The sequence below is a fragment of the Geodermatophilus sp. CPCC 205761 genome, from assembly GCF_051383655.1.
Classification (GTDB): Bacteria; Actinomycetota; Actinomycetes; order Mycobacteriales; family Geodermatophilaceae; genus Geodermatophilus.
On record NZ_JALPKQ010000028.1, the window covers coordinates 45,789 to 72,044 of the forward strand.

The following is a 26,256-nucleotide window of genomic DNA, read 5'->3' on the forward strand; positions in this document are numbered from 1 at the left end:
GCCGTCCCCGACCCCCAGGAGACCACCGTGGAGTTCCTCGTCCGCTCCGAGAACCGCCTGCCTCCGGAGACCCCCGCCGAGCGGCGGGAGGAGCTGCGGTCCGCCGAGCGGGCCCGTGCCATGGAGCTGCGGGAGGCGGGCATCCTCAAACGGCTGTGGCGGGTGCCCGGCCGCAACGCCACCATCGGGCTGTACGAGGCGGCCGACCCGGCCGCCCTGCACGACGCGCTGGTGTCCCTGCCCATGTCGCCGTGGCTCGACGTGCACGTCGAGGCGCTGGCCCAGCACCCCCAGGAGCGCTGATGACGACGTCCACCGGCCGGGAGCTGCGCATCACCTTCCGCCAGTACGACGGCGAGATGCACGGGACCTGCTGGTGCGGGCTCACCTGGTCCAGCCCGCACCCGCGGCTCATGTGGGAGTGGCTGGACGACCACGAGCACCAGGGCGGCGAGGAGAATGACGCCGCGGCACCGGGTGCCGGGAACGGGAGGTCCACCGATGAGCTCTGACACGCCGGCCGGGCGGTTCGACCTGCCGGGGACCCCGGTCTTCGACGGGCAGACCAGCCGGCGCGGGTTCCGCATGAACAAGCTGTTCATGAGCCTGCGCTCGGCGGAGAACCGGGAGCGGTTCCTCGCCGACGAGGGCGCCTACTGCGACGAGTTCCGGCTGACCGCCGAGCAGAAGCAGGCTGTGCTGGACCGCGACTGGCAGGCGATGATCGACCTCGGCGGCAGCATCTTCTACGTGTACAAGCTGGCCATGATGGACGGCCGGTCGATGCAGTACCTCGGTGGTGTGTTCAGCGGCATGACCGAAGACGAGTTCGTGGCGGCGATGCGTGCGGGAGGACGGCGGGATGGCTGAGGTGATCTGGGGCCTGGCGACGTCGCACGTCCCCTCGATCGGGGCGGCGATGGACCGGGGCAAGACCGAGGACCCGCTCTGGAAGCCGCTGTTCGACGGCTACGCGCCGGCCCGCGAGTGGCTGGCCGAGCACGAGCCGGACGTGGCCATCGTGATCTACAACGACCACGCCAACGGCATCGACCTCGACATCGTCCCGACCTTCGGCATCGGCACCGCCGAGCGGTACGACGTGGCCGACGAGGGCTTCGGCAAGCGCCCGGTGCCCGACGTCGTCGGCGATCCGGAGCTGTCGCTGCACCTGCTCGAGCAGCTGGTCGACGACGGCTTCGACCTCACCGTCTTCCAGGAGCTCGAGGTCGACCACGGGTTCACCGTCCCGCTGTCGGTGTGGACGCCGGACCCCGGGGACGCCTGGCCGTGCCCGGTGATCCCGCTGCTGGTCAACGTCATCCAGTACCCGCAGCCGACGGCGGCCCGCTGCTACGCGCTGGGCCAGGCCCTGGGGCGGGCCATCCGCAGCTACCCCAAGGACGTCAAGGTGGCGATCCTCGGCACCGGCGGCATGTCCCACCAGCTGGCCGGCGCGCGGGCGGGCTACATCAACCCCGACTTCGACCACATGTTCCTCGAGGCCATCGAGAAGGACCCGGCCAAGCTGACCGCGCTCTCCCGGCAGGACTACATCCGCGAGGCCGGCTCCGAGGGCATCGAGATGATCATGTGGCTGATCATGCGCGGTGCCATGAACGAGCAGGTGACGAAGGTGCACTCGCACTACTTCGTCCCCGCTTCCAACACCGCGGCCGCGATCGCGCTGTTCGACAACCGGGTGCCGCAGCCGGCCTGAGAGCGGACCGCCGGGCCGCACCGCCTCTGCTCAGCGGTGCGGCCCGGCGGTGTCTCAGCGGCCGGTCACCAGTCGACGCCGGCCCGCTCGGTGCCGGTGCGCTGCAGCGCGCCCCGGTCGACGCGGTAGGTGTTCATGACGGTCAGCCGCGGGGTGTACACGTGCACGCTGACCGCGGCCTCCGCGCCGCCGTTGAGCACCTGGTGCACGTGGTGCGGTCCGAAGTGCCGCACCCGGCCGGTGGTGAGCTCGGCGGCGTCCTCCCGGGCGCCGACGCGCTCGCGCAGGGTGCCGCGGACGACGGCGAAGGCGCCGGCGGAGCCGCCGTGGTCGTGCAGCCCGGTGCCCTGGCCGGGCAGCCAGGACAGCAGCCAGACCTGGGCGCGGGCCAGCTCGGGGTGCAGGGACGGGTCGAGGACGTCGGCGGCGAGCCCCTGGTCGAGCAGGGCGCTCCAGCGGCTCTCGGGCCGGTACTCGACCAGCGGGGACCAGGCGGCCTCCGCGGCGGCGAGGGCGGCGGCGAGTGCGGCGGCGCCGGTGCGGAGGGTGGTCGTGTCGTCCGGGCGGTACAGCACGGAGGACAGGGCAGGGGACAGCAGGGAACGGGTCACGGGGTCTTCCTCGGGGAGTTCGGGGTGGTCTGGAGGTCGGGGGCGCTCAGCAGCCGCGACAGAGCGCGCTCGCCGTCCGCACCAGGTCCACCGCCGTGCGGCGGGTGAGCCTCACCGGGCACCCACCGGTTCGCGGGCCAGCAGGGGGAGGACCTCCTCGCCGACCCGCCACGCCTCCTCGAGGTGCGGGTAGCCGGACAGGACGAACTCGTCGACGCCCAGCGCCGCGTACTCGGCCAGCCGCTCGGCCACCTGCTCGGAGCTGCCGACCAGCGCGGTGGCCGCCCCCTCGCGGACCAGGCCGATGCCCGCCCACAGGTTGGGGGCGACCTCCAGCGACCGGGCGCCGTCGCCGGCGGCGCCGCCGTGCAGCGACGTCATCCGCGCCTGGCCGACGGAGTCCATGCGGGCGAAGCGCTCCTGCGTGGCGGCGATCGCCGACGCCGGCATCCCGGCCAGCATCCGGTCGGCCTCGGCCCAGGCCTGCTCCGGCGTGTCCCGGGCGACGACGTGCAGCCGCATCCCGAACCGGACGGTGCGGCCGTGCGCGGCCGCCCGCTCCCGCACCCGGTCCAGCCGCGGCGCGACCATGGCCGGCGGCTCGCCCCAGGTGAGGTACCGGTCCACCCAGCGGGCGGTCACCTCCTCCGCGGCCGGGGAGGCGCCGCCCAGGTAGACCGGCGGGACGACGTCCGGCGGCCGGACCAGGCCGGCGTCGCGCGCGGCGAAGTGCTCACCGGCGACGTCGAACCGCTCCCCGGCCAGGCAGCGGCGCAGCACCTCGAGGAACTCGCCGGTGCGGGCGTACCGGGCGTCGTGGTCGAGGAAGTCGCCGTAGGCGCGCTGCTCCACCGGGTCCCCGCCGGTGACGACGTTGAGCCGCAGCCGGTTGCCCGACAGCCGCTGGAACGACGCGGCCTGCTGGGCGGCGAGGGTCGGGAGCACGAAGCCCGGCCGGAAGGCGACCAGGAAGTGCAGCCGGGAGGTCAGCGGCACCAGCGCGGAGCAGACCACCCACGCGTCCTCGCAGCCGGACCCGGTCGGGGTGAGCACCGCCGCGAACCCGGCCTGCTCGGCGGCCTGCGCCACCGCGGCCAGGTACTCCAGGGTGGGCCGCCGGCGCAGCGCCGCGGCGCTGTGCCCGCGGTCGGTCGTCGCCGGCCCGACGTCGCGGCCGTCGCCACGGCTGGGCAGGAACCAGGAGACCTCCACGTCAGCGCCGTCCGGCGGTGCGGGCCGCCGCCACCTGCGGTCCCGCGACGGCCAGCCAGTCGTCCAGCGGGCCGGGGGCGTCCCAGGTCTTGTCGAGCAGGTAGAGCCCGCGGGTGGGCGTGGTGGCGCCGAGCTCGACCAGGACCGGCTTGAGCAGCAGGTCCGGCGCCAGCGCGTGGGCGGGCCCCGCGCCGAGCATGAGCGGGACCGCCACCACGCCGGCGAGGTCGCCGGTGCCGACCTGGTCGAGGAACAGCTTGAGCAGGCCGGTGTAGGTCGCCTTGTAGGTGGGGCTGGCGACGACGGCGACCTCGGCGGCCCGCAGCGCGGCGACCGCCTCCTCGACCGCCGGGTCGCCCCAGCCGAGCAGGCCTGAGCCGAGGTCGACCACGTCGACGACGCGGTCCGGCGGGGCGCCGGTGAGCCGCTCGACGACGTGCTCGGCGGCGGCGCGGGTCCGGGAGTGCGGCTTGGGGTTGCCGACGACCGCGATCGTGCTCACGGGGCGGCCGCCGCGGCGGCGTCGCGCTTGGCGACCTCCTCGCGCACGATCGGCAGCACGTACCGGCCGACGTCGATGGCATCCCCGAGCAGGTCGTAGCCGCGCATCGAGATGATGTCCACGCCGAGGTCCACGTAGTCCAGCAGCGCCTGGGCGACCGTCTCGGGGGTGCCGACCAGCGCGTTGGAGTTGCCCGCGCCGCCGGTCGCCGTCGCCGTCGGCGTCCACAGCGCGCGGTCGAAGCGCTCGCCGCGCTCGGCGATCGCCAGCAGCCGCTGGGAGCCGGCGTTCTCCGGCTCGGTGAGCGGGTGCCGCCGGGTCAGCGGCTGCGCGCCGCCGCCGGTGCGGGCGGCGATCCGGTCGACGGTGCGGTGCGCCTTCTCCCAGGCCAGCTCCTCGGTCGGCGCGATGATGGGACGGAAGGCGACCTGGATGCGGGGCATCGTCGTCCGCCCGGCCGCGCGGGCCGCCGCGTGCACGCGCTCGATCTGCGCCGCGGTCTCGGCCAGCGGCTCGCCCCACAGCGCGTAGACGTCGGCCTCGGCCCCGCCCGCGGCGTAGGCGGCCTCCGACGAGCCGCCGAAGGAGACGTCGGGCCGCGGCTGCTGCACCGGGAAGGTGTCGCTCACGAAGTCGGCGAACCGGTAGTGCTCGCCGTCCCAGTCGAAGGGCTCGTGCGAGGTCCACGCCTTCTTGACGATCTGGATGTACTCGCGGGTGCGGCCGTAGCGCTGGTCCTTGGTCAGGTGGTCGCCCTCGCGGCGCTGCTCGGCGTCGGTGCCGCCGGTGATGAAGTGGACGGTCAGCCGGCCGTCGCCGATCCGGTCCAGCGTGGCGAAGGTCTTCGCGGCGAAGGTCGGGTAGCTGACGTTGGGCCGGTGGGCCAGCAGCACCTGCAGCCGCTCGGTGTGCGAGAGCAGGAACGCGGCGGCCGCCGACGGCTCGGGGGAGCCGGACCCGTAGGCGAACAGCACGCGGTCCCACCCCCAGTCCTCGTGTGCGCGGCCGAGCCGCAGCGTGAACTCCTTGTCGAAGCTCGGCCCGGAGCGCGGGGTGGTCTCGGAACCGTCGTTGGTGGCGGCGATGCCCAGGAACTCGATCGGCACGGGTGGTCCTCAGGGGTGACGGGGGCCGCGCGGGACGGGCGGCCGGGGGAGGGGACGCGGGGCGGCGTCAGCGACAGCGCGCGGACCAGACCCGGCCCAGGTCCACGTGCACACGCCGGACCAGCCGCGGAGCGGCGGCGGTCGAGGTGAGGACGGCGGGCACGGACATATCTCTACCATCTCGATCGGGTTTGACGGGTAACCGGGTCGCATGTCACGCTGCCCGGCAGGTCAAGAGCGCCAGCGACAAGCCCCGGCTCGCTGGCCGGCAACCCTCCCTCCGCGATGGGGTGCCCCGGGTGACGACCCGGCGGGCGCCGACCGGCGTCCGCAAGCGCGGGCCCGCACGGGTCCCCGAACCGAGGAGGCCCCGTGACCGGCGCTGTCCTGTCCCGTCCCGCCGCTCCGGCCGGCTGCCCGCTGCTGCCGGTCGTCGGCGCGGACACCGAGGTGCCGCTGGTGCCCGCCGGCCGCGCCCCGTACGCCGACCTGGACACCGCGGCCAGCACGCCCGCCCTGGTCGCCGTCGCCGACCGGGTGGCCGAGGCGCTGCCGCTCTACGCCAGCGTGCACCGCGGCGCCGGCTACCTCTCCCAGGTGTCGACCGCCCTCTACGAGTCGGCGCGGGACACCGTCGCCGGCTTCGTCGGCGCCCGCGTCGACGACGTCTGCGTGCTGACGCGGAACACGACCGACGCGCTCAACCTGCTGGCCGGGTGCGTGCCCGCCGGGGATCGGGTGCTCGTCCTCGACTGTGAGCACCACGCCGACCTGCTGCCGTGGCAGCGCCGGGCCGCCACGACCGTGCTGCCCACGCAGGCGACGGTGACGGCGACCCTGCGCGAGCTGGCCGCGGAGCTGGTGCGCGGCCGCTACGCCCTGGTCGCGGTCACCGGGGCGTCCAACGTGACCGGCGAGGCGCTGCCCCTGGCCGACGTCGTCGAGCTGGCGCACGCCGCCGGGGCCCGGGTCGCCGTCGACGGCGCGCAGCTGGTGCCGCACCGCCGGTTCTCCCTGGCCGCGACCGGCGCCGACTACGTCGCCTTCTCCGGCCACAAGCTCTACGCCCCCTTCGGCACCGGCGCGCTGGTCGGCCGGCGGGACTGGCTGGACGACGCGCCGGCGCACCTCGCCGGCGGCGGGGCGGTGCACGAGGTGACCGTCGAGGGGACGACGTGGGCCGCGGCCCCGCACCGGCACGAGGGCGGATCCCCCAACGTGCTGGGGGCGGTGGCGCTGGCCGCCGCCTGCGACGCGCTGGCGGCGCTGCCCGACGGCGCGCTCGAGACCCACGAGCTCGCGCTGCGGGACCGGCTGGAGGCGGGGCTCGACGCCCTGCCCGGCGTCCGCCGGCTGCGGATCTGGCCGGACTCGACCGCGCCCACCGGCGTCGTCTCGTTCACCGTCGACGGGGCCGACCCGGGCCTGGTCGCCGCCGTCCTGTCCGCCGAGCACGGCGTCGGCGTGCGGGACGGCCGGTTCTGTGCGCACCCGCTGCTGGCCCGGCTCGGCGTGCCGCAGGGGGCGCTGCGGGCCAGCGTGGGGCTGGCCACCACCGCGGCCGACGTGGACCGGCTCCTCGAGGGCCTGGCCGCCTTCCTCGACCGCGGGCCGGCGGTCGACTACGCCGTCCGGTCGGGGCGGTGGGCGCCGGCCGACGACCCCCGCCCCCTGGCCGGCCTGGCCGGCGCGGACCCGGGGGCCGTCACCCGGGGAGCCGGCTGCGGCTCCCCCGGGAAGTGACCGTGTCAGCCCGGCAGCAGGACGGTGCGCAGCTCGTGCGCGCCGTCGGCGCGGGTGGCCTCGTAGAACCAGCGGGTGCCGCCGCCGGGCAGGGCCACCGCGTCGGCGTAGCGCAGCCCGCCGGGTGGGTGCGGGCTCTGCAGCAGCGGGCCGTCGGGAGCCGCGCGGAACCGGCCGTCGCCGTTCGCGACGGCCAGGCCGGTGCGCTCCTCCCAGTTCTCCGCCGCGGTGGCCCGGCCGTCGTAGAGGGCCCAGGTCCGGTCGCCGTCCAGGACGACGGCGGCGAACCGCACGCCGCGGGCGTCCCAGCTCCCCGGCGTGCCGGCCAGCGCGGTCCCGCGCCAGGTCCACTCGACGCCGTCCGGGCTGGTGGCGTGCTCGGTGGTCATGCGGTCGGTGGCGTGCGGGTCGTCGAGCGGGTGGACCGAGGCCCACAGGTGCCACTGCCGGCCGTCGAACCGGACCACCGGGTCCTTGACCGCCTCGCCGTCGCTGCCGGGCAGGACGGTGCGGGGAGTGGCCGCGGCGAGGTCCTCGACGCGGCCGGCCTCGAGCAGGTCCACCCGCCAGTGGCTGGTGCCCGGCGTCGCGCAGCTGACGTACAGCCGCCAGCGGCCCTCGGGCGTGTGCACCAGCGCCGGACGCTCCAGGGAGTCGGCGCCGAAGTCGTCCTTCCGGACCCGCGCGACCTCGGTGAAGTGGCGGCCGTCGTCGGACCGCGACACGGTGTTGGCGAAGCCGCGGCCCTCACCGACCGGGCGGCGCAGCCGGGCGGCCAGCCACCACGTGCCGTCGACCAGCTGGGCCGAGGGCCCGCCGGTCCACGAGCCGGGGCGGGGGTCGTCCGGTGCGAGCACGACCTCGGCGTCGGACCAGAACGACGACGCGTCCGGGAGACGGATGGCGGACGTCGGGGCGGGGGAGGACGGCACGCTGCGGCTCCGGGATCTCGGGCGGACGGCCCGCCCAGTGTGCATGCACCCGGCGACGACACAGGAGGAAGGCCCTGATGAGTGACCCCAGCGAGCGAGGTCCGCAGTTCGTGATCGCGGGCGCGCCCAAGGCCGGGACGACCGCGCTGCACGCGGCCCTGGCCACGCACCCGGGGCTGTACCTGTCGCCGGTGAAGGAGCCCAAGTACTACCTGACCGACGGCCGGCCGCCGCCGCGCAGCGGGCAGCGGGGGCCCGGCGACGCGCACAGCGCCCAGGAGTGGATCTGGCGGCGCGAGGAGTACCTGGCGCTGTTCGATGCCGCCCCGGAGGACGCCGTCCGCGGGGAGAGCACGCCGTTCTACCTCTACGACCGCGCCGCCCAGGCCCGGCTGGCCGCCGACGTCCCGGACGTGAAGGTGGTCGTCGTCGTCCGCGACCCGGTCGACCGGGCCTGGTCCAACTGGGTGCACCTGCGGGCCGACGGGCTGGAGCCCGAGGCGGACTTCCGCACCGCCGTCCGGCTCGAGGAGCGGCGGATCGCCGAGGGCTGGGCGCCGTTCTGGCACTACCGGGGGCTGGGGCGCTACGGCGAGCAGCTGCGGGACCTGTACAAGAGCGTGCCCCGGGAGAACGTGTGCCTGCTCCGCTACCGGCAGGTGGTCGACACCCCGCGCGAGGCGCTGGACCGGGTCAGCACGTTCCTGGGCGTCGAGCCGGGCGTCGCGCACGTCGTGCCGCCGGAGAACGTCAAGCCGCACGTCGCCGACACCGCCCGGTACCGCGTCCTGGCCCGGCTGACCCGCGCCGGCGCCGCGCTGGGCGCCTACGCCCCGCCGCAGGTGTGGCGCCAGGCCAGCCGGCCGCTGCTCGCCGCCCTGCACGCCGGGCGGTCGCCGCGGCCGCCGATGCCGGTCGAGGTGCGCCGCGAGGTCCTCGGCCCGCTGCTGCCGGACATCGCCCTGCTGGAGGAGCTCACCGGCGAGTCCTTCGCCGACTGGAAGGGCGACACCGGCCGCGGCGACTTCCGCTCCCGCTCGGCCGGCACCGCCGGCCGCTGACCCACCCACCCCGTCCCGAGGAGGACCTGCCGTGTCCGTCACCGACGAGCTGCTCGAGGCCAACGCCCGCTACGCCGAGGCCTTCCGCGGCCCGCTGCCGCTCCCGCCGTCGCGGCAGGTCGCCGTGGTGGCCTGCATGGACGCCCGCCTGGACGTCTACCGCGCGCTGGGCCTGTCCGAGGGCGAGGCGCACGTCATCCGCAACGCCGGCGGTGTGGTCACCGACGACGAGATCCGGTCGCTGGCCATCAGCCAGCGGCTGCTCGGCACCCGGGAGATCGTGCTGGTCCACCACACCGACTGCGGGATGCTCACCTTCTCCGACGAGGACTTCCGCACCGCGATCGAGCAGGACTGCGGCATCCGCCCGGACTGGCACTCCGAGGCGTTCCCCGAGCTGGAGGACGACGTCCGCGCGCAGCGGCAGCGCATCCTCGACAGCCCCTTCATCCCGGTCAAGGACAGCGTCCGCGGGTTCGTCTTCGACGTGGCCACCGGGAGGCTCAGCGAGGTCGTCTGACCCGCGCCGGGCGGACGGTCAGGTCCGGACGGCGTGCCCGGCGAGGGCGAACGCCTCGGCGCCGGCCGGGGTGCCCAGGGCCAGATCGGCGAGCACCCGCCCCGTCGCCGGCGCCGACTTGAAGCCGTGCCCGCTGAACCCCGCGGCCACCACCACCGGGCCGACGCGGTCGAGCACGAACTCGCCGGTCGGCGTGCTCGTGTAGGTGCACGACACCGGCTCCGGCGCGTCGGCGTCCAGGCCCGGCAGCCAGCGCCGCACGTACTCCTGCAGGCGGGCCAGCTGCCCCGGCTCGGCCGCGAAGGTCCGCGCGTCGGGGTGGCACTCGGGGCCGGTCCCGTGGAACCCGACCTTGACGCCCTCCCCGGGGCTGGCCAGCCCGTACACGCCGCTCGGCCAGCCCTCGGCCGGGTCTGGGTCGGCGGTGAACGCCGGCCACTCCAGGCCGGGGTCGAGCGGCCGGAAGTGCGCCGGCTGCTCCTGGGTGACCCGGAGCGGGGGCAGCCGGACGAGGTCGCCGAGGACGTCGGCGGCCCACGCGCCGGCGGCCACCACGACCGCGCGGGCGGAGACCGCCGCACCGGCGGCGCAGCGCACGACCACGCCGTCCCCGTCCGGCTCGACCGCGGTGACCCGCCGGTGGTGGCGGACGGCGGCCCCGTGCGCCGCCGCGGCGGCCTGGAGCGCGGCGACCGCGGCGTCGGCGTCCACCCGGCCGGCCGTGTGCGGCTCGAGCAGCACCGGCCCCGGGAACCGCATGCCCGCGAAGCGTTCCCCGGCCTCGGCCGGCGCGAGCCACTCGTGGGCGACGCCGGCGCGGTCCATCGCGCGGGCCGTCTCGCGCAGCCGGTCCGCGCCGGGGCCGGGCGCGGCGGTCGCCACGCCGGGCCCCGGGTGCAGCACGGTCGCCCCCGTCTCGGTCTCCAGCTCCGCCCACAGCCGTCGTGCCTCGGCGACGAGCGCCTGGTGGTGCGGCTGCGGATAGGTGCTGCGGTAGATCCGGGACCGGCCGTGCGAGGCGCCGAGGACGTGGCCGGGGCCGAACTGCTCGAGCAGCACGACCCCGACCCCGCGCCGTGCGAGCGCCCAGGCGGTGGCCGAGCCGATCACGCCGCCGCCCACCACGACCACGTCGGTGAGCCGGGGCGTGCCCGGCCCGGCCGCCGTCAGGACCCCACCGCCGGGTTGACCACCGGCTCGTCGACCGCCTCGTCGGACAGGCCCCACCGGTCCAGTGTCTCGCCGTAGGTGCCGTCCTCGAAGACGTGCTGCAGCGCCGCCTGGACGGCGTCGACGAGGCCGTTGCCCTTGAGCGTCGTCGCGGCGACGTAGGTGGTGTTGGGCCAGCCGGCGTTGACCGTGCCGACGATCTCGACGTCCCCGACCGACTGCTGGTAGACCGCGGTGGGGTTCGGGCCGATGTAGGTGTCGATCCGGCCCGACTGCAGCGCCAGCAGGGTGTCCGCCGAGTTCGCGAAGTACTCCAGCTGCGCCGGCTCCAGCCCGGCCGCCTCGTTCTGCGCGTTCCAGTCCAGCAGGATCCGCTCCTGGTTGGTCCCGGAGCCGACCGCGATCGTGAGGCCGGCGACGTCGGCCGCCTCCTCGATCGACAGCCCGCTGTCGGGCCGGGCGCTGAAGGCCATGACGCCCTCGCGGTAGGTGGCGAAGTCGAACAGCTGCAGCCGCTCGGTGTTGACGCCGACGTTGCTGAACACCGCCTCCAGGTCGCCGCTCTGGACACCGAGCGGCCACTGCTCCCAGGCGACGTTGACCACCTCGAGCTCCAGGCCCAGGGCCTCGGCGACCAACGAGGCGATGTCCACCTCGCTGCCCACGACGGTGGCGTTGTCGTCGGCCAGGAAGCCCAGCGGCGGCTCGCCGGCCCCGGCCACGCCGATGGTGAGCGTCCCGTCCTCGGCGATGTCGGCCGGGACGAGCGCGGCGGCGTCGGGGTCCTCGTCGGTGTGCACCCGGCCGGCCTGCTCCGGGCTGGTGTCCACCTCCAGGACCGTGGTGGTCCCCTCCGCGGCGGCGGCCTCGGTCCGGGCCTCGGACTCGATCTCCGCCGAGCTGGTGCAGGCCGACAGGAACACGACGGTGGACAGCACCAGGGCGGTGCGGACGGGGAGGGCGGCGGCGGGCCGGCGCGCCCGCGTGCGGGTTCGGGTCATCGGGGTGCTCCTCGTCTGCGGTGCGTTCAGGCGCCCAGGCCGGGCGGGTTGGTCTCGGCGCGGTCGATCGCCTCGGCCTCCAGGCCCCAGCGCTCGAGCACCTGCTGGTACGTGCCGTCCTCGATGGCGTGGTTGATCGCCGCGGTGAACGCCTCGGCCAGGCCGTTGCCCTTGGCGGTGGCGACGGCGATGTTGGCGGTGTCCGGCCAGCCGCCGTTGACCGTCCCGGCGATCGCGAAGTCGTCGGGGGCCACGGCCGCGCTGTAGGCGGCGGTGGCGTTGGGGCCGAAGTAGGTGTCGATGCGGCCGGACTGCAGCGCCAGGACGGCGTCGTTGTAGGCCTCGTAGTAGTCGATGGTCACCGGCTCCAGGCCGGCGTCCCGGTTCTGCTGGTCCCAGGCGAGCAGGATCTGCTCCTGGTTGGTGCCCGACCCCACCGCCACGGTGAGCCCGGCGATGTCGGCGGCCTCGTCGAGCTCCAGGCCGCTGTCGGCGGCGACCAGCCAGCCGAGCTGGTCGACCCGGTAGGAGGAGAAGTCGAACAGCTGCTTGCGCTCCTCGGTCACCGTGACGTTGGAGATGGTGGCGTCGACCTCGCCGGACTGGGTGGCCAGCGGCCAGTTGGACCAGTCGTTGACGACCAGCTCCAGCTCCAGGTCGAGGGCGTCGGCGACCAGCGTGGCGATGTCGGTCTCGCTGCCGATCACCGTCTCGTTGTCGTCGGCGTAGAAGCCCAGCGGCACCGCGCCCTGGGTGATGGAGACCCGGAGCACGCCGTCGGGGAAGGCGCCGTCGGGCAGGAGGCCGATGGCCTCCTCGCTCGCCGTCGTGTGGATGCGGTCCTGGTCCGGGCCGGTGTCGACGGCGAGCGCGGTGCCCTCCTCGGTGCGGGCCTGCTCCTCGATCTCGGCGGTGCTGGTGCACGCCCCCAGCGCCAGCACGGACACGGCGGCCAGGAGGGGGACGAGGCGGGCTCGTCGGGTTCGGGCGGTCACGGTGTTCTCTCTCTTTCTCGGGGTCTCGGGGGTGCGCGGGGCGCGCGCCACCGACGGGCGGCGCGGGTGCGCCGTCCGGGGTGTGGGGGGTCCTTCTTCAGAGGACCTTGGCGAGGAAGGCGCGGGTCCGTTCGTGCTGCGGGGCGTCGAGCACCTGCTCGGGCGGGCCGGCCTCGACGATGCGGCCGGAGTCCATGAAGACCACCTGGTCGGCGGCCTCCCGGGCGAAGCCGATCTCGTGGGTGACGACGACCATCGTGGTGCCGTCGCGGGCGAGGTCCTGCATCACCCGGAGCACCTCGCCGACCAGCTCCGGGTCGAGTGCGGACGTGGGCTCGTCGAAGAGCAGGACCGCCGGGCGCATGGCCAGGGCCCGCGCGATCGCCACCCGTTGCTGCTGCCCGCCGGAGAGCTGGCGCGGGTAGACGTCGGCCTTGTCGGCCAGCCCGACCCGGGCCAGGAGCGTGCGCGCCTCGGCCTCGACGTCGCCGCGCCGGCGGCCCTGCGCCGACACCGGCGCCTCGACCACGTTCTCCAGCGCGGTCAGGTGCGGGAAGAGGTTGAAGGACTGGAAGACGAACCCGAACCGGGTCCGCTGGCGGAGCAGCTCCTTCTCCTTGAGCTCGTGCAGGGTGTCGCGCCGGCGGCGGTAGCCGACCAGCTCGCCGTCGAGGGCGACGAACCCGCGGTCGACCTTCTCCAGGTGGTTGATGCTGCGCAGCAGCGTCGACTTGCCCGACCCGGAGGGGCCGAGGACGACGGTCACCGTGCCCGGCTCGACGACCAGGTCGACGCCGTGCAGCACTTCCAGGGTGCCGAAGGACTTGTGCACCCCGTGCACCTCGACCCGTCCGGGCCGGACCGCGGCGGTCACCGGGACACCCCCCGCGGGCCGGAGACGCGGGCCAGGCCGGCGGTGAGGTTGGCGCGCAGCCGTTGCAGCGGGGTCGGCGGGAGCGTGCGGACCGCGCCGCGGGCGTAATAGCGCTCGACGTAGTACTGGATGACGGTGACCACCGTGGTGAGCACGACGTACCAGACCGCGGCGACCACGAGCATCGGCAGCACCCGCTGGGTCCGGCCGTAGATCACGCTGACCGTGTAGAAGAGCTCGCCGAGGGCCAGCACGTAGACGATCGACGTGCCCTTGAACAGGCCGATCACCTCGTTGACCGCGGTCGGCACGATCGCCCGCATGGCCTGCGGCAGCACGATCCGGGTGGTCTGCCGCCGCCGCGGGATGCCCAGGGAGGCGGCCGCCTCGAGCTGGCCCTGGTCGACCGAGAGGATGCCGGCCCGCACGATCTCGGCGGAGTAGGCGGCCTGGTGGAGGCCCAGGCCGAGGATGGCGGCGCCGAACTTGTCGATCAGCGACAGCGTCTCGACGCTGGCGAAGGACGGCCCGAACGGGATGCCGAAGTCCAGGCTCTGGTACAGGTAGGCGAGGTTGTACCAGAGCAGCAGCTGCAGGATCAGCGGCACCGAGCGGAACACCCAGGTGTAGCCCCAGCTGACCGCCTGCAGCAGCGGGGAGCGGGACAGCCGCATGAGCGCCAGCACCGTGCCGAGGGCGAAGCCGAGGACGGCGGTGACCAGGGTGAGCTGGACCGTCGTCCACACCCCGCGGACGATCGACTCCTCGGTGAGGTAGGCGGCGACGACGTCCCACTCCCACCGCGGGTTGGTGACCAGCGAGTTGACCACCATCGCCAGCAGGACGGCGACGACGGCGGTGGACACCCAGCGGCCCGGGTGCCGGGCCGGCACCACCCGCAGCTGGTCGTAGGGGGTGCCGGTCGGCGGCGGCGCGGCGGTGTCCGCGGCCGGCCGTGGGACGACGGTGGTCATGCGGGCTCTCCCAGGGGCTTCTCGAAGGCGTAGCCGAGCCGGCCGGGTGGCAGCGCGCGCAGGGACGCCAGGTCGGTGGGGCGGGGGACGGCGGGGTCGAACAGCGGCGTCCAGCCGGCGGCCAGGTAGAGCGCCTTGGCCTCGGGCTGGCGCGGGCCGGTGGTCAGGTACATGCGGGTGTAGCCGCGGGCGGCGGCCCGGGACTCCAGCTCGGCGAGCACCTGGCGGGCCAGGCCGCGGCGCCGGTGCGCCGCGGCGGTCCACATCCGCTTGACCTCGGCGGTGCCCGGGTCGGCGTGCCGGCGGTAGGCGCCGCCGGCCACCGGGGCGCCGTCCTCCAGCAGCAGGAGCAGCTCGCCGTCCGGCGGGAGGAACTCCGCGGCCGGGTAGCGGGTGAGTTCGGCCGCCGCGCCGCCGTACAGGTCGCCGTAGCGGCTGTCGTACTCGTGCAGCAGCTCGGCGAACAGCGGCGCGGCGAGCGGGTCGTCGGGGTGCACGGCCACCACCGCCAGGCCGGGGGCGGCGGTCACGCGGTCACCTCCGTGTCCGGCCAGACCCGGCTGGGCAGCTCCTCGCGGAGCACCGGGGCGACCCGGTCGAGGAACAGCTCGAGGGTGGCCCGCTGCTCGGCGTCGGGGATGCCGAGCCCCTCCAGGCCGATCTGCAGGACCTCGACGCCGCCGAACTCCGCGTCCCAGCGGGCCAGCTTCTCCGCCACCTGCTGCGGGCTGCCGACCAGCAGCGGCCCGCGCTCCACGGCGTCCTCGACGTCGCTGAACTCCGGGTCGTTGTGCCGGGCGGCCGGCGTCTGCAGGAACGCCCGGTAGTAGGGGCGGATCGCCTCGACGGCGTCCTGGCTGCGCTCGCTGACGTACAGACCGCCGCACCCGACCCCCACGACCCCGCAGGCCGGGTCGTGGCCGTGCGCGGCCAGCCGGTCCCGGTAGTGCGCGACCAGGTCGGTGTACTTCTTCGTCGGGTGGAAGGCGTTGGCGCTGAACACCGGCTCGCCGAACCGCGCGGCCAGCTCGGTCGACTCGGTCGAGGACGCGCTGCCGTGCCACACCGGGATGGGCTGCTGCAGCGGCCGGGGCAGCGTCGTCGCCCCGGTGAGCGGCGGGCGGGAGGTGCCCGACCAGGTGACCTCCTCCTCCCGCCACAGCCGGCGCAGCAGCTCGTACTTCTCCCGGTTGAGCTGCCACTGGTCGGCCAGGTCGTAGCCGAACAGCCGGTTCTGGACGGGGTCGTTGCCCTTGCCGATGACGACGTCGACCCGCCCGCCGGAGAGGTGGTCGATCGTGGCGAAGTCCTCGGCCACCCGGACCGGGTCCAGCAGCGGCAGCACGGTGACCGTGCTGACCAGCCGGACCCGGGAGGTGACCGCGGCCAGGTGGGCGAGCAGCACGGTCGGGGACGAGGAGAGGAACGGTGCAGCGTGCCGCTCGCCGATCCCGACCGCGTCGAACCCGGCCTCCTCGGCCCAGACCGCCCAGCGGACGGCGTCGCGCAGCTTCTCGTGCGGTTGCTTGGTCCGGCCGGTGACCGGGTAGGGGGTGGTGAGCAGCAGGTTGGCGGCGAGCAGCTTCACCGGGCCACCTGCCCGCGGTCGGTGCCGACGCCGCCGCCGGAGCGGCGGGCCGGCCGGGCCGGGCCGAGGCCCAGGTGGTCGCGCAGCGTCGGGCCGGTGTAGTCGGCGCGGAAGGAGCCGCGCTCCTGCAGCAGCGGGACGACGCGGGCGGCGAACTCGTCGAGCCCGGCCGGGGTCAGGTGCGGCACGAGGATGTAGCCGTCGCAGGCGTCGGCCTGCACCGCGCCGTCGATCTCCGCGGCCACCGACTCCGGCGTCCCGACGAAGCCGCCGCGGTCACCGACCTGGATGACCAGCTCGCGGATCGACCAGCCGTTGGCCTCGGCCTGCTCGCGCCACTGGCGGGTGAGGGCGGCGGGGTCGCGGTGGTGGCGGACGCGGCCGCGGGTGATGGACACGTTGCCGGCGTCCGGGTCCTCGGCCGGCAGCGGCCCGTCCGGGTCGTGGGCGGTGAGGTCGCGGCCCCACACCTGCTCGAGGAAGGCGATCGCGGTCGGCCCGCTCACCTGCTGCTCGCGGATGTGCCGCGCCCGGTCGCGGGCCTCCTCCTCGGTGTCGCCGAGCACCACCGTCACCGCGGGCAGGATCTTCAGGTCGTCCCGCTGCCGCCCGTGCGCGGCCAGCCGGCCCTTGACGTCGGCGTAGAACGCCTGGCCGGCCTCGACGGTGGAGTGCGCGGTGAAGACGACGTCGGCGTCGCGGGCGGCGAACTCCCGGCCGTCGGCGGAGTCGCCGGCCTGGAACAGCACCGGGTGCCCCTGCGGTCCGCGCGGCGTCCCGAACGTCCCGCGGACGTCGAACTGCGGGCCGGTGTGCGCGAACGGCCGCACGCCGCCGGGCCGCAGGAAGGTCTCCCCGGCGGCCACCGCGTCGGCGTCCCAGGAGTCCCACAGCTGCCGGGTGACCTGCACGACCTCGGCCGCCCGCCGGTACCGGTCGGCGTGGTCGAGGAAGCCGCCGCGCCGGAAGTTGGCGCCGTGGAAGGCGTCGGAGCTGGTGACCAGGTTCCACGCCGCGCGACCGCCGGAGAGCAGGTCGAGCGTGGCCCACTGCCGGGCCAGCTCGTAGGGCTCGTTGAAGGTCGTGTTGATCGTCCCGACCAGCCCGAGCCGCTCGGTGACCGCCGCCAGCGCGGCGAGCACCGGGAGCGTGTCGGGCCGGCCGACGACGTCGAGCTCGTAGACCTGCCCCTTGTGCTCGCGCAGCCGCAGCCCCTCGGCGAGGAAGAAGAAGTCGAACCGCGCGTCCTCGGCGGTGCGGGCCAGGTGCTCGAAGGAGGCGAAGTCGACCTGGCTGCCCGACCGCGGATCGGCCCAGACGGTGGTGTTGTTGACGCCGGGGAAGTGGGCCCCGAGGTGGATCTGCTTGCGGCTCACCGGGCACCCCCGACGGCGGTGCGGCCGGCCGGGCGGGTCAGGCCGAGGGTGTCGCGGAGCGTGGGGCCGGGCGGCCCGGCCGGGCGCAGCCCGCGCTCCCGCAGCAGCGGGACGACGTCGTCCACCAGCGCCTCGAGGTCGGTCGGGAGGACGGCCGGGCGCACCACCACGCCGTCGACCGCGGTCGTCCAGACCGCGATCAGGTCGGCGAGGTCCTCGGCGTCGCCGACGTGCTCCACCGTGCCCGGGTCGGTCCGGGACAGCGCCTGCAGCCGGTTCCTCCGGTCGGCGGCGTCCGGGCCCAGCCAGGCGACGACGTCGGCGAGCACGGCGACCTGGCGCGGGTCGCGGCCGGCCTCGGCCACCCGGGCCCGCACCTCGGTCGCCTGGGCCGTGGCGGCCGCGACGCCGGCGGCGGAGATCCGCACGACGTCGGCCCGGTGCGCGGCGACGGCGAGCGCGGCGGGGGAGTCGGCCCGGACGACGACCGGCGGGCGGCCCTGCGGCGAGCGCGGCGTGATCGACGCGCCCGCGACCGAGAAGCGGGGACCGCGGAAGTCGACCGGGTGGATCCGGTCGCGGTCGACGAACCGGCCGGTGGCCACGTCGCGGATCTCGGCGTCGTCCTCCCAGCTGTCCTCGAGCCGGGCGACGACCTCGGCGACGTCGTCGGCCTCGGCCCACAGCTCGTCGTCGGGCTCGGCGCTCTTCCGGCCGAACAGCGCGGCCTCCTCGGGGGTGCGGCTCACCCCGATCTCCCAGCCGGCCCGCCCGCGGCTCACCCAGTCGAGGGTCTGCACCGCCTTGCCGACGTGGAACGGCTCGGTGTGCGTGGTGGTCACCGTCGGCACGAGACCGATGGACGTGGTCAGCGGGGCGAGCCGGGAGGCGGTCAGCAGGGCGTCGAGCCGGCCGCGGACCCCGCCGTCGGCGTCCTGCACCCCGAACGCGTCGGGGAACAGGGCCAGGTCGAGGCCGCCACGCTCGGCGGTGCGGACCAGGCCGGCCCACCGCGCGGGGTCGAACAGCCGGCCCGGCTCGGCGACCGGCAGCCGCCAGGCGGCGGGGTGGGCTCCGGCGTCGGTCAGCTCGACGCCGAGGAGGGGGGTGCGGGACATGCGGGTGCTCCCTGTCGGACGGGTGGTGGAGAGGACGCGGGCACGCCGCCGGCACTCCCGGGACAGGGGGAGCGGCGGGAGCGGGCGGTGCCGCGGAGGACCGGGCGGGCCGGTCAGGAGGGGGACGTCGTCAGCGACAGAGCGCGCTGTCGGTGCGCAGCAGGTCGACCGTCGGACGGCCGACCAGGTCGGCGGAGAGGTCGCGGACGCCCGGCGTCGACGCGGTGCTCACTGTCGGTGCTCCTCGATCTGGGCCCCGGAGGGCTGCGGACTTGCGGACGCGGATCGCGTCCGCCAGGTCGTCACCCGGGGCACCCCGTCGCAGCGGAGGGTTGCCGGCCAGCGAGCCGGGGCTTGGTGCTGGCACTCAGGACCTGAGCCGGACCCTAGACACGGACCGGCATTCCCGTCAAACCCGATCGATTTGGTAGACATTGTGTCGGCGCCACCCGGCGTCCGCATCGGGAGGAGGGGACGTGACGCGACCGGAGCTCGCCCAGCGGCGGCACGTCGACCTGCTCCGCACCTGCAGTGCCCTGTGTCCGGAGGACGCGACCACGCCCCGCCCTCCCTCCTCCGGCTCTGGAGTCCCCCCGCATGTCCCCGCTCGTCCCTGACCGGCCCACCCTCTGCGTCGTCGGCGCCGGCCCCACCGCGATCGGCGTCCTCGAACGGCTCGCCGCCTCCGCTCCGGAGCTGTCCGACGGCCGCCGGCTGCAGGTGCACCTGGTCGATCCGTTCCCGCCCGGTGGCGGCCGCGTCTGGCGGGCCGAGCAGCCCGACCTGCTCTGGGCCAACTCCCTGGTCGGCGACGTCACCGTGCTGCCCGACCCCTCCGTCGTCGTCGAGGGCCCGGTCGCCGAGGGCACCACGCTGTGGGAGTGGGTGCGCGACGTCGCCCGCGCCCGGCCGGCGGAGGACCCGGTCGGCCGGGAGGCCCGCCGGCTCGGGCCGGCGTCCTTCCCGTCCCGGCCGCTGGTCAGCGCCTACCTGCGGTGGGTGCTCGACACGGTGGTCGCCGCGGCCGCGCCGTGGCTGGACGTGCACCTGCACGCCACCCGGGTGGTCGACGTGCACAGCGGCCCCGGGGGCGCCCGCGTGCGGCTGGCCGACGGCGCCGAGCTCAGCGCCGACGCCGTCCTGCTCGTCCAGGGCCACCTCGACGCGCACCCCACGGCCGGCGAGCGGGCGACCGCGGCCGCCGCCGACCGTCGCGGACTCACCTACCTGCCCACCGGGTACACCGCGGACGTCGACCTCTCCGCGCTGGCCCCGGGGGAGGACGTGCTGGTGCGCGGCGCCGGTCTCGCGTTCGTCGACCTCGCCGTCCTGCTGACCAACGGGCGCGGCGGCCGGTTCGAGCGCGACGACGCCGGCCGGCTGCGCTACCAGCCGTCCGGCTCCGAGCCGGTGCTGTACGTGGGCTCCCGCCGCGGCGTGCCCTACCGGTCCAAGCTCGGCTACCCGTGGGCCGGGCCGCCGGTGCCGCTGCGGTTCTTCACCCCGGCCGCCGTCGACGCCGCGTTCGGGCCCGACCGGCTGCTGGACCTGCGCGCCGACCTGGCACCGCTGATCGAGCGGGAGCTGGGCTGGGCGCACTACACCGAGCTGTTCCGCGCCCACCCGGAGCGGACGGCGGTGCCGTGGGAGGAGTTCGCCGACGGCTACGCCGCGGCCGCCACGCGGCGCGCCGAGCGGGCGCTCGTCGCGCGGGCGGTGCCCGACGTCATCGACCGCTTCGACCTCGCGGCGCTGGACCGCCCGCTCGCGGGGCGCTGGTTCCCCGACCCGGGGACGCTGCAGGACGCCGTCCGCCGGCACGTCCGCGCCGACCTGGCCCGCGCGGCGGACCCGGCGCACAGCACGGACGCCGCCGTGTTCACCGCGCTGCTCCAGTGCCACGGCACGATCGCCGGGCTGGTGGCGGCCCGGCGGCTGACCCCGCGGTCGGAGTGCGAGGACCTGGCCGGCTGGTGGATGAACCTGTTCAGCTACCTGGCCAGCGGCCCGCCCGGACCGCGGCTGGAGGAGCTGCTCGCCCTGTCCGAGGCCGGGGTGCTGCACTTCCTCGGCGCCGACGTCGAGATCGAGCTCGACGAGGGCGCGGGCGCGTTCCGGGCCCGGTCGTCCAGCCGTCCCGGGGTGACCGAGACGCGGGCGCTGGTCGAGGCGCGCCTGCCGGCGCCGGACGTCGTCGCCACCCCCGATCCGGTCGTCACCGGGCTGCTGCGCCGCGGCGAGGCCCGGGAGCGGGCCTTCGCCGACCCGACGGCGCCGGGCGGCCGGCGCCGCACCGGGCGGCTGGACGTCGATCCGGAGCTGCGGGTGGTGACCGCGGACGGCACGCCGCACCCCCGGGTCTCCGCCGTCGGCTACTGGACCGCCGGCGCCCAGGTCGCCGCCTTCGCCCGGCCGCGATCCAACGCGCCGTTCTTCCGGCAGAACGACGCGCTGGCCCGGGAGCTGTGGCGCCGGCTGACGGCCCCGGCGGAGCTGCCCGCCCTCGTCGTCGGGGCCGCCTGACCGACTCTCTCTGGACGCTCCGGTGCAACCGTGGTTGCATCATGGACGTGGCGGAGGGCGCGGGCGAGTGGGTGCTGCTGTCCTACCGGCTGCCCCGGGAGCCGTCGGGGCCGCGGACGACGCTGTGGCGCCGGCTGCGGCGGCTCGGGGTGGGTCAGCTGGCCGACGGGCTGGTCGCCCTGCCCGCCGACGCCCGCACCCGCGAGCAGCTGGAGTGGCTGGCCGACGACGTCCTCCAGGCCGGCGGCACGGCCGGGATCTGGGTGGCGCGGCCGGCCGCCGCGACCCAGGAGCGCGAGCTGGCCGGGCGCATGGCCGCCGTCCGCGCCGAGGAGTACCGGGCCCTGGCCGAGGCGTGCCGGGCGGCCGTCGCGGACGGGCCGGCCGAGCGCGCCCGGGCGCTGCGCCGGCTGCGGACGGGGTTCCGGGCGATCGGCCGGCGGGACTTCTTCCCGCCGGCCGAGCGGGACGCGGCCGACCGGGCGCTGCGGGAGCTCGCCGCGGCCACGGCGACGGCGGTCGCGCCGTGAGGTGGGCCACCCGGGCCGGGGTGCACATCGACCGCGCCGCGTGCGCCTGGCTGATCCGCCGGTCCATCGACCCGGACGCCGACTTCGTCTTCGTCTCCGACCCCGCCGACGTACCGGTCGACGCGACCCCCTTCGACATGCGGGGCGTCGCGCTCGGGCACGCCGGCGGGGACTGCTCCTTCGAGACGATCCTCCGCCGCTACGAGCTCACCGACCCGGTGCTCTGGCGGATCCCCGAGGCCGTCCACGAGGCCGACCTCGAGGACGAGCGCTTCGACGCGCCCGAGGCCGCCGGCCTCGACGTGCTGCTGCGCGGCCTGTCGATGACCGGTGACGACGAGCGCACCCTCGCCGTCACCGGTCCGCTGTTCGACGGGCTCTACGAGTACCACCGCCGCCGCATGCTCCTCGGCCGCGAGCCGGCCTGACCCCGAGGACACACATGGACTCCGACACCCCCGCGCGGCCGGCCCGGCCGATGGAGCAGACGGTCGTGCCCTTCCGCACGGCCGTGCGGGCCTGGTTCCTGATCTCGCTGCAGACCTTCGGCGGTCCGGCCGGCCAGATCGCGGTCATGCAGCGGACGCTGGTCGACGAGAAGCGGTGGATCGGCCAGCGCCGGTTCCTGCACGCCATGAACTACTGCATGCTGCTGCCCGGCCCGGAGGCCCAGCAGCTGGCCACCTACGTCGGCTGGCTGCTGCACGGCACCCGCGGCGGGCTGGTGGCCGGCGGCTTCTTCGTCCTCCCGGGCGTGGTGGCGCTGCTGGTGCTGTCCGCGGTCTACGTCGGGTTCGGCTCGACGACCGCCGTCCTCGCGCTGTTCGCGGGGCTGGCCCCCGCGGTCCTGGCGATCGTCGCGCAGGCCGTCGTCCGGGTGGCCCGGCGCGCGCTGAACAGCGCGGCGCTGGTCACGGTCGCGGTGGTCGCCTTCCTCGCCCTGGCACTGTTCGGCGTCCCCTTCCCGGTCGTGGTGGCGGCGGCCGGCGTCGCGGGCTGGGCACTGGGGCGGTGGCGCCCGGCCGCGCTGCCGCAGAAGGGGAAGGCCGAGGCCGCCGACGACGGCCCGCCGCCGGTGATCTCCGACGACGTCCTGCACACCGAGCCGCCGTCGGCCCGGCGCACGCTCCGCGTGCTGCTGATCGGCCTGCTGGTGTGGGGCGTGCCGGTGGCGGCGGTCGCGCTGCTGACCGGTGCGGGCAGCGTGTTCACCCAGCAGGGGCTGTTCTTCTCCGGGGCCGCGGTGGTGACCTTCGGCGGCGCCTACGCGGTGCTGGCCTACGTCGCCCAGCAGGCGGTCGAGGTGTACGGGTGGCTCGGCCCCCGGGAGATGGTGCGCGGGCTGGCGCTGGCCGAGACCACGCCCGGGCCGCTGATCATGGTCGTGCAGTTCGTGGCCTTCCTCGGCGCCTACCGCAACCCCGGCGAGCTGGACCCGTGGGTCGCGGCGGTGCTCGCGTCGCTGCTGGTCACCTGGGTGACCTTCGCGCCCAGCTTCCTGTTCGTGCTGCTCGGGGCGCCCTACATGGAACGGCTGCGGGGGAACCGGTCGCTGTCGGCGGCGCTGACCGGGATCACCGCGGCGGTGGTCGGCGTCATCGCCAACCTCGGCGTCTACTTCGCCGTCCACACCCTGTTCTCCTCTACCCGGGCCGTCGACGCCGGGCCGCTGCACCTGGAGCTGCCCGACCTCGGCAGCCTCCGGCCGGTGCCGCTGGCGATCGCCGTCGTCGCCGCGGTGCTGCTGTTCCGGCTCCGCTGGCCGGTGCTGCGGACCCTCGCGGTGTGCGCGGCGCTGGGCCTGGCCGCCGGCCTGGCGGGGCTGCCGATCGCCTGATCGCCGGAGGCCTACCGTCGGGCGGGAATCCCGCTGCCGCCGTCCCGGTTCGGCGGCACAGCATGGCGCGACCGCGCCGCACCGACCCACGGAGGACCTGCATGTCGATCGTCGTCACCGGAGCCACCGGCCAGCTCGGCCGCCTGGTCGTGGAGGAGCTGCTGGCCCGGGGGGTCGACCCCGCGGACGTCGTCGCCGGAGGGCGCTCGCTGGAGAGGATCGCCGACCTCGCCGAGCGCGGCGTGCGGACGGTGCGCCTCGACTACGACGACCCGGCCACCCTCGACGCCGCGCTCTCGGCCGGGGACACGCTGCTGCTGATCTCGGGCAGCCAGCCGGGCGTGCGGGTCGCCCAGCACCGGGCCGTGGTGGACGCCGCCGTGCGGGCCGGGGTGGGGCGCATCGCCTACACCAGCATCCTGCGGGCCGACGACACCCCGCTGGCGCTCGCGCCCGACCACCGGGCCACCGAGGCGGCGATCCGCGAGAGCGGCCTGCCGTACACCCTGCTGCGCAACGGCTGGTACACCGAGAACTACGCGCAGCCGCTGCGGCAAGCCCGCGAGACCGGGGTGATCGCGTCCTCGGTCGGCGACGGCCGGGTCGCCAGCGCCACCCGGCGGGACTACGCCGCCGCGGCCGCCGCCGCGCTGACCGGGGACGGTCACGAGAACGCCGTGTACGAGCTCTCCGGGGACAGCGCGTGGAGCTTCGACGAGCTGGCCGCCGCCTGCAGCGAGCTGCTCGGCCGCGAGGTGACCCACGTCCGCCGGACGCCGGAGGAGCAGCGGGCGGCGCTGCTGGCCGCCGGCCTCGACGAGGGCACCGCCGGCTTCGTCGTCGCGATGGAGGGCGCCGTCCGCGCTGGGGCGCTGGGCTCCACCACCGGCGACCTGGCGAAGCTCGCGGGCCGGCCGACGACGCCGCTGGTGGAGGGCCTGCGCCCCGCCGCCTGAGGTCTGGAGGGCAGAAACGGCCATTTCTGCCCCTCCGTGGCGGGTGGGGAGGCGGCCCTCCCTCGAGGTCGGGTCTCGATCGCGTCCCGATGAGTTGCGGCGTCCCGGGCCGTCTGGAGAGGTGACACCCCCGCGAGAGGACGGCGACGATGAGCACACCGTTGGACGCCGAGTTCACCGCGCCGCTGCAGCACAGCTCCGCGCCCGGCGGCTGGACCTACGTGCAGATGCCGGGCTCGGCCGAGTACTTCGGCACCCGCGGCCTGGTCAAGGTGCGCGGCACGATCGACGGGCACCCCTTCCGCAGCTCGTTCATGGCGCTGGGCGACGGCACCCACAAGCTGCCGGTGAAGGCGGACCTCCGGCGGGCGATCGGCAAGGAGGCAGGCGAGCCGGTGACCGTGCACCTGGCGGAACGGCTCGGGTGACGGCAGGGGGTCCCTGACCAGCGGGGTTGCGGCATGCTCGGGCCCGCCCCGAGTCCTCCCGTCGAAGGGACGCCCATGTCGATCCTGTCCGGGTTCGCCGCCGCGCTGGCCGAGGGCGCCGTCGAGGTCGTCGACCTCACCGCGCCGCTGTCGGCCGAGACGCCGGTGATCGCGCTGCCGGCCGAGTTCGCCCAGACCGCGCGGTTCGAGCTCGAGGAGCTCAGCCGCTACGACGACCGCGGACCGGCCTGGTACTGGAACAACTTCCGGACCGGCGAGCACACCGGCACGCACTTCGACGCGCCCAACCACTGGGTCACCGGCCGGGGCGGGGAGGACGTCGCCTCGGTGCCGGCCCGCCGGCTGTTCGGTCCCGCCGTGGTCCTCGACTTCTCCGCCGAGGCCGCCGCGGACCCCGACTTCCTGCTCGAGGTCGAGCACGTGCGCGCCTGGGAGGCCGAGCACGGGCCCCTGCCCGAGGGCGGCTGGCTGCTCTACCGGACCGGGTGGGACGCGCGCAGCTCCTCGCAGCAGGAGTTCCTCAACGCCGACGACACCGGCTCGCACACCCCGGGCATCTCGCCGGCCTGCGCCCGCTGGATCGCCGAGGAGGCCCCCGTCATCGGCGTGGGCGTGGAGACCGTCGGCACCGACGCCGGCGCGGCGCACTCCTTCGACCCGCCGTTCCCCTGCCACGCGGCGTTCATGGGCAGCGGCAAGTACGGGCTGACCCAGCTGCAGAACCTCGCCCAGCTGCCGCCGACCGGCGCGGTGCTGGTGGCCGCGCCGCTGCCGATCGTCTCGGGGTCGGGCTCCCCGGCGCGGGTGCTGGCCCTCGTCGAACGCGGATGAGCTCGCGGACCACCGTCGCCGAGGCGGTCGGGGCGGCGCTGGCCGGCTGCGGGGTGGACACCGTGTTCGGCGTCGTCGGCTCGGGCAACTTCGCCGTCACCAACGCCATGGTGGCCGCGGGCGCCCGGTTCGTCGCCGCCCGCCACGAGGGCGGCGCGGCGACGATGGCCGACGCGCACGCCCGGATGAGCGGGCGGCCGACGGCGGTGAGCGTGCACCAGGGCTGCGGGTTGACCAACGCCATGACCGGCATCACCGAGGCCGCCAAGAGCCGCACTCCGCTGGTCGTGCTGGCCGCCGAGGCGTCGTCGCCGACGTCGAACTTCGCCGTCGACCAGGCGGCGCTCGCCGCCGCGGTGGGCGCGGTGCCGATGCGGGTCACCTCGGCGGGGGACGCCCTCGACCAGGTGGCCGCCGCGGTCGGCACCGCCGTCCACCGGCGGCGGACCGTGCTGCTCAACCTGCCGCTGCACGTCCAGGTGGAGGACCTGCCGGTGCCCGCCGGCCCGCCCCCGGTGCCGCCCGGCCCCGAGCCGTCGGTGCGGGCCGAGCACGCCGAGCGGCTGGCGCACGCGCTGCGCCACGCCCGGCGGCCGGTGTTCGTGGCCGGCCGCGGCGCCCGCGGAC

Annotated in this window: 29 protein-coding genes and 2 riboswitches; of the genes, 15 read left to right on the forward strand and 14 right to left on the reverse strand. The window is 75.8% G+C overall.

The window, feature by feature from the left end; all coding sequences use genetic code 11:
* Nucleotides 1-27 precede the first annotated feature (27 nt).
* From MY526_RS17115 to MY526_RS17130, 4 genes are read left to right on the forward strand one after another with little or no spacing between them, the layout of a single operon-like run.
* The gene (locus MY526_RS17115) at nt 28-303 is read left to right on the forward strand and encodes a muconolactone Delta-isomerase family protein (protein WP_436693803.1); all 276 of its coding nucleotides are present in this window, start codon (nt 28-30) and stop codon (nt 301-303) included.
* The gene (locus MY526_RS17120) at nt 303-512 is read left to right on the forward strand and encodes a hypothetical protein (RefSeq protein ID WP_436693804.1); all 210 of its coding nucleotides are present in this window, start codon (nt 303-305) and stop codon (nt 510-512) included. Before MY526_RS17115 ends, MY526_RS17120 begins: the two co-directional genes overlap by 1 nt.
* A complete protein-coding gene (gene ligA / locus MY526_RS17125) occupies nt 502-870 on the forward strand; it encodes a protocatechuate 4,5-dioxygenase subunit alpha (protein WP_436693805.1) in 369 nt (122 codons plus the stop codon). Before MY526_RS17120 ends, ligA begins: the two co-directional genes overlap by 11 nt.
* Nucleotides 863-1,720 carry a class III extradiol dioxygenase family protein gene (locus MY526_RS17130; RefSeq protein ID WP_436693806.1) on the forward strand — a complete coding sequence of 286 codons (858 nt, stop codon included), beginning with the start codon at nt 863-865 and terminating at the stop codon, nt 1,718-1,720. Before ligA ends, MY526_RS17130 begins: the two co-directional genes overlap by 8 nt.
* Before the next feature lie 65 nt (nt 1,721-1,785).
* Here the strand turns inward: MY526_RS17130 and MY526_RS17135 are convergent, their stop codons facing one another.
* The 4 genes from MY526_RS17135 to MY526_RS17150 form a co-directional block, all read right to left on the reverse strand.
* Nucleotides 1,786-2,331 carry a cysteine dioxygenase gene (locus MY526_RS17135; protein ID WP_436693807.1) on the reverse strand — a complete coding sequence of 182 codons (546 nt, stop codon included), beginning with the start codon at nt 2,329-2,331 and terminating at the stop codon, nt 1,786-1,788.
* Nucleotides 2,332-2,442: 111 nt separating this feature from the next.
* Nucleotides 2,443-3,543 carry an LLM class flavin-dependent oxidoreductase gene (locus tag MY526_RS17140; RefSeq protein WP_436704651.1) on the reverse strand — a complete coding sequence of 367 codons (1,101 nt, stop codon included), beginning with the start codon at nt 3,541-3,543 and terminating at the stop codon, nt 2,443-2,445.
* 1 nt (nt 3,544) lies between these two features.
* A complete protein-coding gene (locus MY526_RS17145) occupies nt 3,545-4,045 on the reverse strand; it encodes an NADPH-dependent FMN reductase (protein ID WP_436693809.1) in 501 nt (166 codons plus the stop codon).
* On the reverse strand, nt 4,042-5,151 hold the full coding sequence (locus MY526_RS17150) for an LLM class flavin-dependent oxidoreductase (RefSeq protein WP_436693810.1): 1,110 nt from the start codon (nt 5,149-5,151) through the stop codon (nt 4,042-4,044). Before MY526_RS17150 ends, MY526_RS17145 begins: the two co-directional genes overlap by 4 nt.
* 229 nt (nt 5,152-5,380) lie before the next feature.
* Nucleotides 5,381-5,494: riboswitch (SAM riboswitch) on the forward strand.
* 29 nt (nt 5,495-5,523) lie between these two features.
* Here MY526_RS17150 and MY526_RS17155 point away from each other — a divergent pair.
* Nucleotides 5,524-6,894: an aminotransferase class V-fold PLP-dependent enzyme gene (locus MY526_RS17155; RefSeq protein WP_436704653.1), complete on the forward strand. Its 1,371-nt coding sequence runs from the start codon at nt 5,524-5,526 to the stop codon at nt 6,892-6,894.
* A gap of 5 nt (nt 6,895-6,899) precedes the next feature.
* On the opposite strand, the gene MY526_RS17160 is transcribed toward MY526_RS17155, so the two are convergent.
* Entirely contained in the window at nt 6,900-7,826 is a 927-nt protein-coding gene (locus tag MY526_RS17160) for a hypothetical protein (RefSeq protein WP_436704655.1), read from the reverse strand.
* Between the two features lie 77 nt (nt 7,827-7,903).
* Here MY526_RS17160 and MY526_RS17165 point away from each other — a divergent pair, with 77 nt between their 5' ends.
* Together MY526_RS17165 and MY526_RS17170 are read left to right on the forward strand one after the other, a co-directional pair.
* Nucleotides 7,904-8,887 (forward strand): sulfotransferase, encoded by a 984-nt coding sequence (locus MY526_RS17165; RefSeq protein WP_436704657.1) that lies wholly within the window; start codon nt 7,904-7,906, stop codon nt 8,885-8,887.
* Nucleotides 8,888-8,918: 31 nt separating this feature from the next.
* Nucleotides 8,919-9,407 (forward strand): beta-class carbonic anhydrase, encoded by a 489-nt coding sequence (locus MY526_RS17170; RefSeq protein ID WP_436704658.1) that lies wholly within the window; start codon nt 8,919-8,921, stop codon nt 9,405-9,407.
* A gap of 18 nt (nt 9,408-9,425) precedes the next feature.
* Here the strand turns inward: MY526_RS17170 and MY526_RS17175 are convergent, their stop codons facing one another.
* The 9 genes from MY526_RS17175 to MY526_RS17215 all read right to left on the reverse strand — a co-directional run bounded on the left by MY526_RS17175 (nt 9,426) and on the right by MY526_RS17215 (nt 18,503).
* Nucleotides 9,426-10,538, reverse strand: a complete 1,113-nt coding sequence (locus MY526_RS17175; RefSeq protein ID WP_436704659.1) for an FAD-dependent oxidoreductase — start codon at nt 10,536-10,538, stop codon at nt 9,426-9,428.
* A 35-nt stretch (nt 10,539-10,573) separates the two neighbouring features.
* Complete coding sequence (locus MY526_RS17180; protein ID WP_436704661.1) at nt 10,574-11,578, reverse strand: ABC transporter substrate-binding protein; 1,005 nt, start codon at nt 11,576-11,578, stop codon at nt 10,574-10,576.
* 26 nt (nt 11,579-11,604) lie between these two features.
* On the reverse strand, nt 11,605-12,573 hold the full coding sequence (locus MY526_RS17185; protein ID WP_436693817.1) for an ABC transporter substrate-binding protein: 969 nt from the start codon (nt 12,571-12,573) through the stop codon (nt 11,605-11,607).
* Between the two features lie 97 nt (nt 12,574-12,670).
* Nucleotides 12,671-13,447, reverse strand: coding sequence for an amino acid ABC transporter ATP-binding protein (locus tag MY526_RS17190; RefSeq protein ID WP_436693818.1), 777 nt, complete (start codon nt 13,445-13,447; stop codon nt 12,671-12,673).
* Nucleotides 13,444-14,421, reverse strand: a complete 978-nt coding sequence (locus MY526_RS17195) for an amino acid ABC transporter permease (RefSeq protein WP_436693819.1) — start codon at nt 14,419-14,421, stop codon at nt 13,444-13,446. The genes MY526_RS17190 and MY526_RS17195 overlap by 4 nt, the downstream gene beginning before the upstream one ends.
* Nucleotides 14,418-14,951, reverse strand: a complete 534-nt coding sequence (locus tag MY526_RS17200) for a GNAT family N-acetyltransferase (RefSeq protein WP_436704663.1) — start codon at nt 14,949-14,951, stop codon at nt 14,418-14,420. Before MY526_RS17200 ends, MY526_RS17195 begins: the two co-directional genes overlap by 4 nt.
* Complete coding sequence (locus MY526_RS17205) at nt 14,948-16,009, reverse strand: LLM class flavin-dependent oxidoreductase (RefSeq protein WP_436704665.1); 1,062 nt, start codon at nt 16,007-16,009, stop codon at nt 14,948-14,950. The genes MY526_RS17200 and MY526_RS17205 overlap by 4 nt, the downstream gene beginning before the upstream one ends.
* Nucleotides 16,006-17,385 carry an NtaA/DmoA family FMN-dependent monooxygenase gene (locus MY526_RS17210; RefSeq protein WP_436704667.1) on the reverse strand — a complete coding sequence of 460 codons (1,380 nt, stop codon included), beginning with the start codon at nt 17,383-17,385 and terminating at the stop codon, nt 16,006-16,008. The genes MY526_RS17205 and MY526_RS17210 overlap by 4 nt, the downstream gene beginning before the upstream one ends.
* Nucleotides 17,382-18,503: an LLM class flavin-dependent oxidoreductase gene (locus MY526_RS17215; protein WP_436704669.1), complete on the reverse strand. Its 1,122-nt coding sequence runs from the start codon at nt 18,501-18,503 to the stop codon at nt 17,382-17,384. The genes MY526_RS17210 and MY526_RS17215 overlap by 4 nt, the downstream gene beginning before the upstream one ends.
* 263 nt (nt 18,504-18,766) lie before the next feature.
* Nucleotides 18,767-18,878, reverse strand: a riboswitch (SAM riboswitch).
* 222 nt (nt 18,879-19,100) lie between these two features.
* Here MY526_RS17215 and MY526_RS17220 point away from each other — a divergent pair.
* From MY526_RS17220 to MY526_RS17255, 8 genes are all read left to right on the forward strand, one after another.
* Nucleotides 19,101-21,026 carry an FAD/NAD(P)-binding protein gene (locus tag MY526_RS17220; RefSeq protein WP_436704671.1) on the forward strand — a complete coding sequence of 642 codons (1,926 nt, stop codon included), beginning with the start codon at nt 19,101-19,103 and terminating at the stop codon, nt 21,024-21,026.
* Nucleotides 21,027-21,067: 41 nt separating this feature from the next.
* The gene (locus MY526_RS17225) at nt 21,068-21,556 is read left to right on the forward strand and encodes a Chromate resistance protein ChrB (RefSeq protein ID WP_436704673.1); all 489 of its coding nucleotides are present in this window, start codon (nt 21,068-21,070) and stop codon (nt 21,554-21,556) included.
* Nucleotides 21,553-21,984 (forward strand): chromate resistance protein ChrB domain-containing protein, encoded by a 432-nt coding sequence (locus MY526_RS17230; RefSeq protein ID WP_436704675.1) that lies wholly within the window; start codon nt 21,553-21,555, stop codon nt 21,982-21,984. The genes MY526_RS17225 and MY526_RS17230 overlap by 4 nt, the downstream gene beginning before the upstream one ends.
* A 14-nt stretch (nt 21,985-21,998) precedes the next feature.
* Entirely contained in the window at nt 21,999-23,393 is a 1,395-nt protein-coding gene (gene chrA, locus MY526_RS17235; protein ID WP_436704676.1) for a chromate efflux transporter, read from the forward strand.
* Between the two features lie 101 nt (nt 23,394-23,494).
* Nucleotides 23,495-24,349 carry an SDR family oxidoreductase gene (locus MY526_RS17240; protein ID WP_436704678.1) on the forward strand — a complete coding sequence of 285 codons (855 nt, stop codon included), beginning with the start codon at nt 23,495-23,497 and terminating at the stop codon, nt 24,347-24,349.
* A gap of 149 nt (nt 24,350-24,498) precedes the next feature.
* Complete coding sequence (locus MY526_RS17245; RefSeq protein ID WP_436704680.1) at nt 24,499-24,777, forward strand: DUF1905 domain-containing protein; 279 nt, start codon at nt 24,499-24,501, stop codon at nt 24,775-24,777.
* A gap of 75 nt (nt 24,778-24,852) precedes the next feature.
* The gene (locus MY526_RS17250; protein ID WP_436704682.1) at nt 24,853-25,629 is read left to right on the forward strand and encodes a cyclase family protein; all 777 of its coding nucleotides are present in this window, start codon (nt 24,853-24,855) and stop codon (nt 25,627-25,629) included.
* Nucleotides 25,626-26,256, forward strand: a 631-nt coding sequence (locus tag MY526_RS17255; protein ID WP_436704684.1) for a thiamine pyrophosphate-binding protein, incomplete at its 3' end; no start/stop codon positions are given. The genes MY526_RS17250 and MY526_RS17255, both read left to right, overlap by 4 nt.